The organism is Kribbella sp. NPDC051770 (assembly GCF_040681455.1).
Classification (GTDB): Bacteria; Actinomycetota; Actinomycetes; order Propionibacteriales; family Kribbellaceae; genus Kribbella.
Map to the genome: position 1 here is coordinate 49,867 of NZ_JBFAYT010000019.1, position 13,724 is coordinate 63,590.

Here is a 13,724-nt window from a genome sequence, read left to right on the forward strand (position 1 = left end):
CCGCAGTGACCAGTCAGTTCGAGGAAGAGACCGCTGCCGCCAAGGACGCCGTCGAGAAGGGCCCGCAGCTGAGCGGGGGCGACGTGGAGCTGAAGAGCGGCGGTGACGTCGAGCGCGGCGGGAAGGGCGAGTCCGGCGGGGACGTGGAGAGCGGTGGGGACGTCGAGAGTGGTGGCGACGTCGAAAGCGGCGGGGGAAACTGAACAACCTCCCACATCCTGGGCCGTTCAGGTGGGAAGATCCCGCTAGCTGTCTGTAAGCAGTTCACTACGCAAGAACGGGAACCCCAAGATGGGCATCTTCGACAAGTTCAAGGGCAAGGCCGAGGACCTCAAGGACAAGGCCACCGACCTGGTCGACCAGCACGGCGACAAGGTCGGCGACGGACTCGACAAGGCCGGCGACTTCGTTGACGAGAAGACCGGTGGCAAGTACGGCGACAAGATCGACCAGGGCGTCGACGTCGCCAAGGACCGTCTCGACGGTCTGGACGGGCAGGACGACGACATCGAGAACAAGCCGAACCCGGCCTGATTCTCCGGCGTACGACGAAGGGCCGCGGGGTCTCCCCCGCGGCCCTTTCGTTTGCCTGTCCCCACCTCTCCTCCTCCCCACCCCCTCTTGCCCTCCCACCTCTTCTCCTCCCCTCCCACCTCGTCTCCTCCTCTCCCACCTGTCCTCTCCTCCTCCCACCAGGAGCGATGTCCCCAGCGGCGTCTAGGGTTTCGGGCGTGGAGCGATTCAGGGTGGTTCCGGCGGCGTACGTGGTCCTGCGGCGGGGCGACGAGGTGCTGATGTTGCTGCGGGCCAACACCGGCTACATGGACGGGTTCTGGGCAGTCCCCGCCGGGCATGTCGAGCAGGGCGAATCGGTGCTCGCGGCGGCGCGGCGCGAAGTACTGGAGGAGGTCGGGGTCGAGATCGCGCCCGAGGACCTCGTCCCGCTGACCGCGATGCACCGCACCGGCGGCAACGGCGAGTGGATCGACGAGCGGGTCGACTTCTTCTTCACCACCACGCGCTGGACCGGCGAACCGCGCTCGATGGAGCCGGGCAAGGCCGACGGGCTCGCGTGGTACCCGCTCGACCAACTGCCCGACCCGGTCGTGCCGCACGAGGCGCGGGTGCTGGAAGGCGTCCGCAAGGGCAATCTCCCCCCGGTGATCGCCCAGGGCTTCACCGACTGACGCCTGCTGTTCACCGATCCACCTCTACAGTTCCTGCGTTGTCAGCGACGTTCGTGGAGGCTTCGATGGAACAGCAGGACGGCACGACCCGGCGGCGGCTGCTGCAGGCGGGGGCGCTCGGCGCCGGCGCCGCGGTGATTCCCGGGGTGGCTTCGGCTGCTCCCGCGGCCGCGAGCACCAGCGGCGGCAAGCCCGACACCGAGGACCTGCGGTTCACGCTGGCCGTCGTACCGGACACGCAGTACCTGTTCGATCTCGACCGGGGCGACGGCGCACCGCTGGCCGCGAGCTTCGAGTACCTGATCGACAACCGGGGCGCCGAGAACCTGGCCTTCACCGCGCACCTCGGCGACGTGGTCGAGAACGCGCAGGCCTCGGAGTTCGCCCAGGCCGACCCGGTCTTCGGGATCCTCGACCGCGCCCGCGTGCCGTACAGCGTGCTCGCGGGCAACCACGACATCGACGCCTCCAAGGACGACCAGCGCGGCGACTCGGCGTACCTGCACGTCTTCGGGCCGCAGCGCTTCCGCCGGATGAGCACGTACGGCGGCTCGACGCCCGACGGCTACAACTCGTACCACGTCTTCCGCGCGGCCGGTCGGCAGTGGCTGCTGCTCGCGATGGACTGGCGCCCGTCCGACGCCGGCTTCGCCTGGGCCCGGCAAGTGATCGCGGCACACCCGCGGCTGCCCGTCATCCTGACCACCCACGACCTCGTGTACGCCGACGCGGGCGACCCGGTCGCGCACCTGTCCGACCACGGCCAGCGGGTCTGGGAACAGCTTGTCGACGGCAACGACCAGATCTTCCTCACCCTGAACGGCCACTACTGGCCGTCCGGCCGGGTGGTGAAGCAGAACGCCGCCGGCCACGACGTGCACCTGCACATCACCAACTATCAGGACCGGTACTACGGCGGCAGCGGCATGATCCGGCTGTACCACTTCGACCTGGCCCGGAACGTGATCGACGTCGAGACGATCTCGCCGTGGATCCTCGGCCAGAACCCGGCCCGGCGGAGCCTGCTCGCCGAGGGCGAGATCGAGCTCACCGACGACACCAACCGGTTCAGCGTGCCGATCGACTTCGCCGAGCGGTTCAGCGGGTTCGCGCCGGTGCCGGTGCGGCCGGCGCGGCCGGCGGCGAAGCTGGTGATCCCGGGGACGGTCGCGTACTGGCGCTTCGACGGGCCGGTCGCGTCGCGGGTCGTCGACCACTCGGGCCGCGGGAACCACCTGACCACGGCGTACCTGCAAGGCGGTGGCGGGCTGACCGCCTCGACCGAGTTCCACCCCGAGCAGCCCGGGCACGCCAGCTGGGTGTTTGCCGGCGGCAAGAAGCCGGCCCGCGGCGGGTACCTGACGACCGCGGCCGACGCACCGCTGAACAAGCTCACCTTCCGCGACGGCTACACGATCGAGGCGTTCGTGAAGCTCACCGACGACGGCGCCGACCACTCCTGGATGGGCCTGCTCAGCCGGATGGGCACCGGCGCGGACGCGGGCAAGACCGGCAGTGACCCGTCCGAGCCGGTCGTCAACCTCGCGTTCTCCGGCGGCCGCCAGGCCCAGTGGGCGGTCTACCCGCTCGACCGGAACGACACCTTCACCAACTGGGGCCACGAGCAGCGCGCCGGCGAGTGGTTCCACCTCGCGGTGGTCAACGACGGCCGCCACACCACCCTGTACGTCGACTCGTCGGAGCTGCTGCGCAACCCGTCGACCCGCTCGAACGGTCTCGCCACCGCGAACCGCCCGTGGCTGGTCGGCGCCAACCACTACGCCAACACGATCGAGCAGGCCTTCGCCGGGCACCTCGGCGAGCTCCGCATCGTCGACCGCCCGCTGCAGCCGGAGAACTTCCTGAACACCTGAGCGGGTGGTTGCTCGAGGCACTGAGCGGCTGAGCAGGTAGTTGCTCAGAGCATCGAGCGGATGAGCTGGTCCTGGTCAGGCAGCAGGGCCAGCTCGTCCCCGGTCAGCGTCACGTTCCGCCCTCGCGACGCGAGCGCGGCCGGCAGCTGCGGCCGCGGGTCGATCGAGCTCGCCAGGTAGCTGCCCAGCGCCTCCCGCAGCAACGGCGAGAGCTCGGCGTACGCCGGGTCGAGCGCGACCTGGGCGAAGATGATCGCCGTCATCGCCACGTCGAACTCGGCCGGCCCTTCGGTGGCGTTACGCCAGTCGATCACCACCGGTCCGTCGGCGGTCAGCATCACGTTCTCCGGATGCAGGTCGCCGTGCATCACCACGTTCCCGGCGGTCCCGCTCGGCGCGGGGATCGCCTGCAGCCGCCGGTGCAGTTCGGCGTGCAGCTCCCCCAACTCGACCGGGCCCAGCTGCCCGGCCCGCGCGGCGTCAGCCAGCGTCGGACCGTCCAGCCGCTCGATCACCATGTCGGCCCCGTCGACCCGCGCGACCGCGGGGACCGGGTAGCCGTGCTTGCCCACCCACCGCATGAAGTCGGCCTCGTCCCGCACCGGGTGCCCGTCGCGGTACCTGCGCAGGACCCACTGGTCGTCCAGGAAGTAGACGTCGGCGTCCCGCCCGGAAGCGAACGGTTCCGCCTCCGGGTCGAGCATCAGTTGACCTGGCAGCCGCCGACCACCGGCTCCAGCGGGGCCGGCTTGCCGATGGTGGGCAGGCCGAGCATCACGCCCGGGCTTGCGGTCGGCGGGGCGTCCTGCAACTTCTCCCAGGCGTCACCAGCCCGCGTACGGCGTACGGAGCCGAAGACGTCGGCGACCAGGTGGTGCGGCGCGCCGTAGGTGACCTCGACCGTTGCCATGTCACCCGGTCGCGGCGCCTCGACGCCTTCCGGGAGCGCGAAGTGGACGAGCCGGTTGTCGCGGGCGCGCCCGGACAAGCGGTGCGTGGTGGCGTCCTTGCGGCCCTCGCCCTCCGCGACCAGGACCTCGAGCGACTTGCCGACCAGCGCCTTGTTCTCCGACCAGGCCATCTCGTCCTGCAGCGCGACCAGGCGCTCGTAGCGCTCCTGGACGACCTCGCGCGGGACCTGGTCCTCCATCGACTCCGCCGGCGTCCCGGGACGCTTGGAGTACTGGAAGGTGAACGCGCCGGCGAAGCGCGCCTGCCGGACTACGTCGAGGGTGCCCTGGAAGTCCTCCTCGGTCTCACCGGGGAAGCCGACGATGATGTCGGTGGTGATCGCCGCGTCCGGCATCGCCGCGCGGACGTCCTCGATGATCTTGAGGTACCGGTCGCGCCGGTACGAGCGCCGCATCGTCTTCAGGATCTGGTCCGACCCCGACTGCAGCGGCATGTGCAGCGAGTGCATCACGTTCGGCGTCTCGGCCATCGCCTCGATCACGTCCGCGGTGAAGTCCCGCGGGTGCGGCGAGGTGAAGCGGACCCGCTCCAGCCCGTCGATCGCGCCGCAGGCGCGGAGCAGCTTGGAGAACGCGTACCGGTCGCCGAACTCCACGCCGTACGAATTCACGTTCTGGCCGAGCAGCGTCACCTCGAGCACGCCCTCGGCGACCAGCGCCTCGACCTCGGCCAGCACGTCACCGGGACGGCGGTCCTTCTCGCGGCCGCGCAGCGCCGGCACGATGCAGAACGTGCAGGTGTTGTTGCAGCCGACGCTCACCGACACCCAGGCCGAGTACGGCGACTCGCGCCGCGTCGGCAGCGTCGACGGGAAGACGTCGAGCGACTCCAGGATCTCGACCTGGGACTCCTCGGCGATCCGGGCCCGCTCCAGCAGCACCGGCAGCGAGCCGATGTTGTGGGTACCGAACACGACGTCGACCCAGGGCGCCTTCTTGGTGATGGTCGCCTTGTCCTTCTGCGCCAGGCAGCCACCGACCGCGATCTGCATGCCGGGCTTCTTGGCCTTCACCGGCGCCAGGTGGCCGAGGTTGCCGTACAGCTTGTTGTCGGCGTTCTCGCGGACCGCGCAGGTGTTGAAGACGACGACGTCGGCCTGGTCGCCCTCGGGCGCACGGACGTAGCCCGCGTCCTCCAGCAGCCCGCGCAGGCGCTCGGAGTCGTGGACGTTCATTTGACACCCGTAGGTGCGGACCTCGTAAGTACGCATAACAGCCACCAAGAGTACGTCGCGAGGTGGAGTTTTCCCTACCTGGGTCGGGCCCTTCGCACCCCTGACCGGAACCGGCCGCGACGCCACAGTTGAAGCCATGAACAGTTCTCGCCGTCAGTTCCTCGCCCGTTCCGCCGTCGCCGGTGCCGCCGTCGTCGCGGGCGGCACCTTCGCCTCCTCCCCCGTCGCCGCGCTGGCGACGGTCGGGACCAACCGGATCACCGCGCTCACCGGCGTCACGGTGATCGACGTCGCCACCGGCCACCGCGCCAAGCGCCAGACCGTGCTGATCAGCGGCGACCGGATCATCGCCGTCGGCCGCGACCTGCCGGTCCCGCGCGGCGCCACCGAGCTCGACCTGACCGGGAAGTTCGTCATCCCCGGCCTGGCCGACATGCACGTGCACAGCCTCGGCGACGAGCACGTCTCGCCGCCGCTCTACCTGGCCAACGGCCTGACCACGATCCGCGAGATGGCCGCGCCCGACCCGATGCTGTACGACTGGCGCGACCGGATCGACGCCGGGACGCTGCTCGGCCCGCGGATGGTCGTGGCCAGCCAGATCATCGACGGCGACCCGACGCTGTGGGACCCGAACCTGCTGCACGTCCTGGTGGTGAACGACGAGGCGTCCGCGCGGGCCGCCGTACGGCAGGTCAAGGCCGAGGGCGCCGACTTCGTGAAGGTGTACTCGCGGCTCGGGCCCACGGCGTACCGGGCGATCCTCGACGAGGCGCGCCGGCAGGGCCTGACCGTGCACGGGCACGGTCCCGACCAGGTCTCGGTGCAGGAGGTCAGCACCCGCGGCCAGCGCAGCATCGAGCACATCCACGCGCTCGCGCTGTCGGTGTCGAGCCGGGAGACCGAAGTACGCCGGATGCAGCGCGCGATCACGATCGAGACCGGCGACTACAACAGCTGGTTCCGCCAGGTGCACCCGATCGAGTGGATCGCCGCCAACTCGTTCAGCAGTTCCCGCGCCGACGACGTGTTCGGGCTGCTGCGCCGCAACAGGACCCGCGTCACGCCGACCCTGACGATGCACAACGTGCTCGACATGCCCGACTACACCGGCCTCGACCCCGCGACCAGCAAATACCTGAGCGCCGACTCGATCGGCACCTACGAGTACGTCCTGGCCAACCTGTACTCCGCGAACCGCCCGCCCGAGGAGGTCGCCCGGCAGCGCCGGATGTGGGCCTACCGCCAACGCTTCGTGCGCGAGCTGCTCGACCGCGACGTACCGATCCTGGCCGGGACCGACACCGGTACGCCGTGGATGGTGCCCGGCTTCGCGCTGCACCACGAGCTGGAGCTGCTGGTCGGCGCCGGAGCCACCCCGCGCCAGGCGCTGCACGCCGCGACCGTCGAGCCGGCCCGGTTCCTCGGGATGAGCGACGACCTCGGCTCGGTCGCCCCGCGCAAGATCGCCGATCTCGTCGTACTGGACGCCGATCCGCTGCTCGACATCCGCAACACGCGGCGGATCCACACGGTCGTCACGCGCGGCCGGGTGATCTCACCGCAGGCCCGGCGGCGAATGCTCGCCGATGTCGAGGCCGCCGTCGCGCGACCGCCCGCGGGCCCGGCCCTGGCGGCCGGCGGCTGTTGCGGTGCCTGAAACTACAATTGGTAGTTCCGCTCTCACTTCTGGTAGCAGCCGTCGCAGATCGTTACCTCCGCGGAATCCCGTGGCCGTGCGAGGCAACCCCCGCCTCGGCTAGGTTCACGCCATGAGCGATTCCGTCACCTCGACGAACACCGTTCCGGTCAGCACCGGCCTGGTCGCCCTGTCGGGCGTCAACAAACACTTCGGCGACCTGCACGTGCTGAAGGACATCAACCTGTCCATCAGCAAGGGCGAGGTCGTCGTGGTGATCGGGCCGTCGGGGTCCGGCAAGTCGACGCTGTGCCGCGCGATCAACCGGCTGGAGCCGATCGACACCGGCACCATCACGCTGGACGGGCAGCCGCTGCCCAGCGAGGGCAAGGCGCTGGCCAGGCTGCGCGCCGACGTCGGCATGGTGTTCCAGTCGTTCAACCTGTTCGCCCACAAGACGATCCTGCAGAACGTCACCCTCGGTCCGTGCAAGGTCCGCAAGCTCGACCAGAAGGTCGCCGAGCAGCGCGCGATGGAGCTGCTGGAGCGGGTCGGCGTGGCCAACCAGGCCCAGAAGTACCCGGCCCAGCTGTCCGGCGGCCAGCAGCAGCGGGTGGCGATCGCCCGCGCGCTGGCGATGGACCCGAAGGTGATCCTGTTCGACGAGCCGACCTCGGCGCTGGACCCGGAGATGATCCAGGAGGTCCTCGAGGTGATGGTCGACCTGGCCCGGCAGGACATGACGATGGTCGTGGTGACCCACGAGATGGGCTTCGCCCGCTCGGCGGCCAACCGGGTGGTGTTCATGGCCGACGGCGAGATCGTCGAGGAGGCCGACCCGGAGACGTTCTTCACCAGCCCGACGTCGCGACGCGCCCAGGACTTCCTCGGGAAGATCCTCAAGCACTAGACGCCCGCCGGCCCAGCGGCCGGTCGCAACCGCTCCACAACACGAAGGGGATCCCCAACATGAAGATGCGCACCCTCGTCGCCTCGGTCGGCGTCGCGGCCCTCGCGCTCACCGTCGGTGCCTGTGGCAAGGACGGCACGCCGGCGGCCAGCGGTGGCGGCGGCAGCTCCACCGGTGACTGCGGCGACCTGCACAAGTTCGACGTGGCCGCGGCCGCCGACGTGGCCGGCAGCGCGACGTACGCCAAGATCAAGGCCCGCGGCAACGCGGTCGTCGGGGTCAAGGCCGACCAGCCGAACCTCGGGTACAAGGACGCCAACGGCAAGCGCTGCGGCTTCGACATCGAGATCGCCCGGATGGTGTCGGCCCAGCTCGGCCTGGACCCGGACAAGATCGAGTACAAGGAGATCCCGTCGGCCAACCGCGAGACGGCGATCGCCGGCGGTGAGATCGACTACTACGTCGGCACCTACTCGATCACCGACAAGCGCAAGAAGCTGGTCTCGTTCGCCGGCCCGTACTTCATCGCCGGCCAGGACCTGCTGGTCCGCAAGGCCGACACCTCGATGGACGCCGGCAAGGACGCCCTGAAGGGCAAGAAGGTCTGCTCGGCGACCGGCTCGACGCCGATCCAGAAGGTCAAGGACGAGAACCTGACCGAGGCCAGCAACATCTCGGAGTTCAAGACCTACTCCGAGTGCGTCTCCCAGCTGCTCGACAACAAGACCGACGCCGTCACCACCGACGACGCGATCCTCAAGGGCTACGCGGCCAACGCGCCCGAGGAGCTGCGGGTGGTCGGTAAGCCGTTCAGCACCGAGAAGTACGGCATCGGCCTGCCGCTGGCCGACAAGCCGCTGCGGGACAAGGTGAACGCCGGTCTCGAGGCCTCCTTCGGTGACGGCACCTGGCAGTCCCTGTACGACGCGACGCTCGGCAAGTCCGGCTCGGCCGGTACGCCGCCGCCGCTCGAGAAGTACTGATCCACCGTCCGGCCACGGCGACCGGCTCACCCCGGCGCCGTGGCCGGGCCGCGTTTCCCTCATCTTCTGGAAGGTCGCGATGCTCTCGGTCCTCACCGACAACTGGGAACTGTTCCGGGACGGGTTCTGGACGACACTGCGGTTGTTCCTGATCGCCGGTGCGCTCAGCCTCGTGCTCGGGACCCTGCTGGCCGGTTTCCGGGTCTCCCCGGTGCCCGCGCTGCGGGCGATCGGCACCGGCTACGTGAACACCCTGCGGAACACCCCGCTGACGCTGGTGTTCGCGTTCCTGGTCTTCGGCGCCCCGAAGATGCAGATCAACCTGCCGTCGTTCTTCTGGTCCGGCGTGGTCGCGCTGACCGTCTACACCTCGGCGTTCGTCTGCGAGGTGGTCCGGTCCGGGATCAACACCATCCCGCCGGGGCAGGCCGAGGCGGCCCGCTCGGTCGGGATGACGTTCGTCCAGGTGCTCAACATCGTGGTGCTGCCGCAGGCCTTCCGGGCCATCGTGCCGCCGCTGACCAGCGTGCTGATCGCGCTGCTGAAGAACACCACGATCGCGGCCGGCTTCTCCATCGTCGAGGCCGGGTCGATCCCGGCGGCGATGGCCGAGCGCGGTGAGAACCAGATGCTGACGCTGCTCTGGATCACCATCGGCTTCCTGATCCTGATCATTCCCCTGGTCTTCCTGCAGCGGTGGGCCGAGCGACGGACGGCGGTGGCCTGATGAGTGCGGTCCTGTACGACGTACCCGGGCCCCGCGCGAAGGCGCGCAACCGGATCATCAACGTCGTGGTGGTGCTGGCCCTGCTGGCCGCCGTCGCGTGGGTGCTGTACCGGCTGAACCAGACCGGCCAGTTCGAGAGCCGCCGCTGGGCGCAGTTCCAGTACACGGCGATCCAGAACGAGTTGCTCGACGGCCTGCTGAACACCCTGCGCGCGGCCGCCCTGGCCGCGGTCCTGGCGTTGCTGTTCGGAGCGGTCTTCGCGGCCGCGCGGATCAGCGACCACGCGATCCTGCGGGTGCCGGCGACCTTCGTCGTCGAGCTGTTCCGGGCGATCCCGCTGCTGATCCTGATGTTCTTCTTCTACTACGGCAGCCTGCAGTTCAAGCTCGGCCTGAGCCCGTTCTGGGCGGTCGTCCTCGGCCTGACCCTCTACAACGGCTCGGTCCTCGCCGAGATCTTCCGGGCCGGCATCGCCGCCGTTCCCAAGGGCCAGCGCGAAGCGGCGTACGCCACCGGCCTGCGCAAGAACCAGGTCGTCCGGCTGATCCTGCTCCCGCAGGCGATCAGCGCGATGCTCCCGGCGATCGTCAGCCAGCTCGTCGTCCTGCTCAAGGACACCGCGCTCGGCTTCATCATCACCTACAACGAGCTCCTCTACGTCGCCAAGCAGATGGGCGGCCGCCTCGAGTTCGGCTTCCCCTACATCCCGACGTACTTCGTCGTCGCGGTCGTCTACATCGGCCTGTGCTCCCTGCTCTCGCTGCTGGCCCGCTACCTCGAAGGCCGCTCCCGCCGCCGCAGCAAGATCACCGGCGCCCCACCCCCGATCGACACCCCGATCGAAACGGGCGACGCCGTCCGCTGACTCCCCCGGCCCGAACCGCACCGCGGTTCGGGCCGGTGCCTTTCGGGACGACGCTGAGCCCTTGCGCTTGTCTTGATCTGAGACGGATCTTGGTGGCAGCCGCCCGTATCCCGATGCCGAGAGGCGCCGCCTGTGGACTCACCGGACGACCGTCACACCGCCCACGGCGGCAGCCTGGTCCTGCAGCGGGCCCGCGACCGCTTCCTGTCCTCCGGTGCGTTCGACCCGCTGGTCCGGGAGCCGATCCAGGCCTCCTGGGTGCGGTCGTCCCGGCTCCGGGTCGACACCGACCACCTCGACCCGACGTACCTGGGACCGATCGAGGAGCCGTCCGCGCTCGCGCTCAGCGCGACGCCGGTGCTGACCGCGCTGGCCGAGGAGCTCGCCAACGAATCGGTGAGCATCATCCTCACCGACGCCCAGGGACTGGTGCTGCAGCGCACCTGCGCCGACCAATCGCTGGTGCGGAAGCTGGATCGCGCTCACCTGTCCCCCGGTTTCAGCTACGCCGAGGAGCAGGTAGGCACCAACGGGATCGGTACGACGCTGGAGGCCGGCGTCCCGACGATGGTCACCGGCAGCGAGCACTTCACCGGCCGGCTCGGCGGCTTCGCCTGCGCGGGCGCGCCGATCCACCACCCGATCACGGGTGCGCTGCTCGGCGTACTGGATCTGACGTCGTCGGTGGCGCACTCCAACGCGCTGCTGATGTACTGCGCCCGCTCCACCGCGCAGAAGATCGAGCAGCAGGTGCTGGCCCGGGCGGGCGCGCGGGAGCTGGCGCTGTTCCGGGACTACCTGGCGGCCTGTCAGCATCCGGGGAGCGGGGTGTTGGCGCTCAGCAAGGACCTGGTGATGATGAACGCCCAGGCCCAGCAGCGATTCGACCCTGCGGACCAGGCGGCGTTGCTGGCGCGTTCCGCTGACGCTGCCGGGGAGTCGTCGCCGGTGACGCTGGTGACCGACCTGCCGAGCGGGCTGGTCGCCCGGATGGACTACCGGCCGGCGTTCAGCGGCGCTGAGCTGGCCGGCGGAGTGCTGCGGATCCAGGTGCAGTCAGGGCTCGACTCGGCGGCTCCGGCCGTCGTACCGGTGATGCCTGGGCTGGCTGGGACCAGTGCGACGTGGCAGCGGGTCTGCCACGCGGTGGACACCTCGCGGAAGAGCGGGTCGTGGGTGGTGCTGGAGGGTGAGGCCGGCGTCGGCAAGATCGCGCTGCTCCGCTCGGTCAACCAGCTGCGCAACGGCTCCGGGCACTTCCGGGTGATGGACGCGTCGGAGGTCGGTCCTGGTTGGCTGGACACGATCGCTGAGGAGCTGTCGGCGGGAGCAGGTTCTCTCGTCGTACGGCGTGCGCACCTGCTCGACGCGGAGACAGTGGGCGGGCTGTCCGACCTCCTCCTCGAGTACGCCGACCAGCGGCGTGGTGTGTGGGTCGCGCTGACCATGCGCAGCGAGTCGCGCAACGCGGCCGTCGACGCGCAACTGCTGCCGCACTTCGCGCACACCATCGAGGTACCGCCGCTGCGGCACCATCTCGAGGACATGCACAAGCTGGTCCCCCACCTGCTCGGCCGACTCAACCGAGGCAACCAGCTGACGATCTCCTCGTCCGCGCTGGCACAGCTGATGCGTCTGCCCTGGCTGGGCAACGTGGAGCAGCTCCGGCGGGTGCTGCTGCGCGTGGCTCAGCACCGGCGCTCCGGCACGATCCAGCTCGACGACCTCCCCGGCGAGTGCCGTGCCACGACGCGACGCCGACTCACCCAGCTGGAGTCCCTGGAACGCGACGCCGTCGTCAAGGCGCTGGTCATCCACCGCGGCAACAAGGACAAGGCGGCCAGCGACCTGGGGATGTCGCGCGCGACGATCTACCGCAAGATCCGCGACTACGGCATCGTGCTGACGATCTGAGCTCAGGGCCTGACGATCTGGTCCTCGTCAGGGCAGCAGTTCGAGGATCTTGCTGACGATCCCGAGGGCCGGCGCCGCGATGTCGGCGGCCCGGCCGACGGTGGTCTTGATCCGCTCGAGTTTGTGGCGCGCGTTCTCCGGTGCCGTGGTGAGGTCGTTCGGGAGGTCGTGGATCAGCTGCGCGACCGTCTCGCGTCCGGCGTCGTCGAGCTCGTCGCTGTCCAGCACGAGCTCCAGCAGCGACGCCAGGTCCTGACGGGCCGGCGCCGCGGCGTACGTGTTCTGGAAGTCGCGGATGACGGTGTCGGTCGGGCGGTTGACGAAGGTCGTCGGACCGTGGAAGTTGAAGTTCTCGGTCATGGCTGGTCCTCCGGAGTTGATGATCACCGTCGCGCCCCTGAACGCGTAGCTGCCTGCGGTCTGCGTGAGCTCGGCCCGGAACCGCCGCTCGGCCTCGGCCAGCCGGTCCAGGTCAGGTGCCAGGCTCTCGGGTTCGTTCCACGCGAACTGGTAGCTGTCGTTGCGCAGCCGTTCGAGCTGCCGCTTGAGGCCGGCCGGCGCCGGCCGCTCGCCGTTGAGCGTCTCGGAGAGGGCGCCGAACAGCCGCCGGAACTCAGCCGGCCCGGCGTTCCCCAGCGGGAACACGAACCGCTCACCGGAGCCGGTCGAGTTGAACAGCACCAGGCACGGCAGCTCGGTCAAACGGACGCCGAACCGGTGCGCGACGGCGTACACGTCGCTTTTCTCGTACGGACCCCACTTCAGCCACTGCAACGCCGCCAGCATGCGGTAGAGCTCCGGCCGCATCCTGGGCTTCCAGTACCGCTTGGCCCGTCGCCAGTTCGCCGGTCGTTCGTGCACGAAGATCTGGAACTGCTCGCCCGACAAGGCGTTCAACTCGTCGAAATGCGTGCGGACGAACGCCGCCAGCTCCACGTCGGCCGCGGTGTAGAGCAGCACGCCGCGGATCTTCGGCGCGTCCTCGACCGCTTCGGCCAGCTGCAGCTGCGAGAAGAGGCGAGCTGCGTTGGGAGTGGGCATCAGGCTGTACAGAGCGGTGGGCGGGTGCTCGACACAGAGAACGACGAGGTCGCCGTCCTCTAGGTCAGTGGACTCCACCGTCACCTCGGCGGCGTAGGTCTTGTCGGTGACTGCGTCGGCGAGCCAGGAGGTCGTCTCGTCCCCCATCGGTCCGGACACGAGACCGGCGGAGCCTGCCGCCTGCAGGGCCGCGGCGGTCAGGTCGGCGAGCGACGCGCCGGGGTCGATCTCGACCGAGCAGGTGCTCGACCAGAAGGCGTCGTGCAGCGCGTCCCAGCGATCGGAGGCGGGCGGCGTACCGTCGAAGGCACCGCTGCCGGCCATCGAGTACGCGATGCTCAGGCCGAGGGTCGTCCACCGGGTGTCGACGAAATCGCCTTCCCGGACGCAGAGGTTGATCCGCACAGTCCCTCCCCAAGGCGCCACCCTAGCTCATG

Annotated in this window: 13 protein-coding genes; 10 read left to right on the forward strand and 3 right to left on the reverse strand. The window is 69.6% G+C overall.

The window, feature by feature from the left end; genetic code table 11:
* Positions 1–5 precede the first annotated feature (5 nt).
* From AB0M01_RS37310 to AB0M01_RS37325, 4 genes are all read left to right on the forward strand, one after another.
* Complete coding sequence (locus tag AB0M01_RS37310) at positions 6–203, forward strand: hypothetical protein (RefSeq protein ID WP_363677321.1); 198 nt, start codon at positions 6–8, stop codon at positions 201–203.
* An 88-nt stretch (positions 204–291) separates the two neighbouring features.
* On the forward strand, positions 292–534 hold the full coding sequence (locus tag AB0M01_RS37315) for an antitoxin (protein WP_363677322.1): 243 nt from the start codon (positions 292–294) through the stop codon (positions 532–534).
* Positions 535–731: 197 nt separating this feature from the next.
* A complete protein-coding gene (locus AB0M01_RS37320) occupies positions 732–1,187 on the forward strand; it encodes an NUDIX domain-containing protein (RefSeq protein ID WP_363677324.1) in 456 nt (151 codons plus the stop codon).
* A 65-nt stretch (positions 1,188–1,252) separates the two neighbouring features.
* Complete coding sequence (locus AB0M01_RS37325) at positions 1,253–3,061, forward strand: LamG-like jellyroll fold domain-containing protein (protein ID WP_363677326.1); 1,809 nt, start codon at positions 1,253–1,255, stop codon at positions 3,059–3,061.
* Between the two features lie 44 nt (positions 3,062–3,105).
* Here the strand turns inward: AB0M01_RS37325 and AB0M01_RS37330 are convergent, their stop codons facing one another.
* Both AB0M01_RS37330 and miaB read right to left on the reverse strand, forming a co-directional pair.
* Positions 3,106–3,765, reverse strand: a complete 660-nt coding sequence (locus AB0M01_RS37330; RefSeq protein ID WP_363677328.1) for an aminoglycoside phosphotransferase family protein — start codon at positions 3,763–3,765, stop codon at positions 3,106–3,108.
* Entirely contained in the window at positions 3,765–5,243 is a 1,479-nt protein-coding gene (miaB, locus tag AB0M01_RS37335; RefSeq protein WP_363677329.1) for a tRNA (N6-isopentenyl adenosine(37)-C2)-methylthiotransferase MiaB, read from the reverse strand. The genes AB0M01_RS37330 and miaB overlap by 1 nt, the downstream gene beginning before the upstream one ends.
* Before the next feature lie 100 nt (positions 5,244–5,343).
* Between miaB and AB0M01_RS37340 the strand changes: the two genes are divergently transcribed.
* The 6 genes from AB0M01_RS37340 (at position 5,344) to AB0M01_RS37365 (ending at position 12,246) form a co-directional block, all read left to right on the forward strand.
* Positions 5,344–6,867 carry an amidohydrolase family protein gene (locus AB0M01_RS37340; protein ID WP_363677331.1) on the forward strand — a complete coding sequence of 508 codons (1,524 nt, stop codon included), beginning with the start codon at positions 5,344–5,346 and terminating at the stop codon, positions 6,865–6,867.
* 112 nt (positions 6,868–6,979) lie between these two features.
* Positions 6,980–7,756, forward strand: coding sequence for an amino acid ABC transporter ATP-binding protein (locus AB0M01_RS37345; RefSeq protein WP_363677333.1), 777 nt, complete (start codon positions 6,980–6,982; stop codon positions 7,754–7,756).
* Positions 7,757–7,815: 59 nt separating this feature from the next.
* Positions 7,816–8,739, forward strand: coding sequence for a glutamate ABC transporter substrate-binding protein (locus AB0M01_RS37350; RefSeq protein WP_363677335.1), 924 nt, complete (start codon positions 7,816–7,818; stop codon positions 8,737–8,739).
* 79 nt (positions 8,740–8,818) lie between these two features.
* Positions 8,819–9,466 (forward strand): amino acid ABC transporter permease, encoded by a 648-nt coding sequence (locus AB0M01_RS37355; RefSeq protein ID WP_363677337.1) that lies wholly within the window; start codon positions 8,819–8,821, stop codon positions 9,464–9,466.
* Positions 9,466–10,332 carry an amino acid ABC transporter permease gene (locus AB0M01_RS37360; protein WP_363677339.1) on the forward strand — a complete coding sequence of 289 codons (867 nt, stop codon included), beginning with the start codon at positions 9,466–9,468 and terminating at the stop codon, positions 10,330–10,332. Before AB0M01_RS37355 ends, AB0M01_RS37360 begins: the two co-directional genes overlap by 1 nt.
* Before the next feature lie 132 nt (positions 10,333–10,464).
* Positions 10,465–12,246, forward strand: a complete 1,782-nt coding sequence (locus tag AB0M01_RS37365; protein ID WP_363677341.1) for a helix-turn-helix domain-containing protein — start codon at positions 10,465–10,467, stop codon at positions 12,244–12,246.
* 27 nt (positions 12,247–12,273) lie between these two features.
* Here the strand turns inward: AB0M01_RS37365 and AB0M01_RS37370 are convergent, their stop codons facing one another.
* Positions 12,274–13,692 carry a hypothetical protein gene (locus AB0M01_RS37370; RefSeq protein ID WP_363677343.1) on the reverse strand — a complete coding sequence of 473 codons (1,419 nt, stop codon included), beginning with the start codon at positions 13,690–13,692 and terminating at the stop codon, positions 12,274–12,276.
* Positions 13,693–13,724 lie beyond the last annotated feature (32 nt).

Bases quoted from the DNA above. Each gene is read 5' to 3' on its own strand.
- AB0M01_RS37325 (WP_363677326.1), top strand. From the start codon at position 1,253: ATGGAACAGCAGGACGGCACGACCCGGCGGCGGCTGCTGCAGGCGGGG.
- AB0M01_RS37360 (WP_363677339.1), top strand. From the start codon at position 9,466: ATGAGTGCGGTCCTGTACGACGTACCCGGGCCCCGCGCGAAGGCGCGC.
- AB0M01_RS37315 (WP_363677322.1), top strand. From the start codon at position 292: ATGGGCATCTTCGACAAGTTCAAGGGCAAGGCCGAGGACCTCAAGGAC.
- AB0M01_RS37355 (WP_363677337.1), top strand. From the start codon at position 8,819: ATGCTCTCGGTCCTCACCGACAACTGGGAACTGTTCCGGGACGGGTTC.
- AB0M01_RS37350 (WP_363677335.1), top strand. From the start codon at position 7,816: ATGAAGATGCGCACCCTCGTCGCCTCGGTCGGCGTCGCGGCCCTCGCG.
- miaB (WP_363677329.1), bottom strand. From the start codon at position 5,243: ATGCGTACTTACGAGGTCCGCACCTACGGGTGTCAAATGAACGTCCAC.
- AB0M01_RS37345 (WP_363677333.1), top strand. From the start codon at position 6,980: ATGAGCGATTCCGTCACCTCGACGAACACCGTTCCGGTCAGCACCGGC.
- AB0M01_RS37330 (WP_363677328.1), bottom strand. From the start codon at position 3,765: ATGCTCGACCCGGAGGCGGAACCGTTCGCTTCCGGGCGGGACGCCGAC.
- AB0M01_RS37340 (WP_363677331.1), top strand. From the start codon at position 5,344: ATGAACAGTTCTCGCCGTCAGTTCCTCGCCCGTTCCGCCGTCGCCGGT.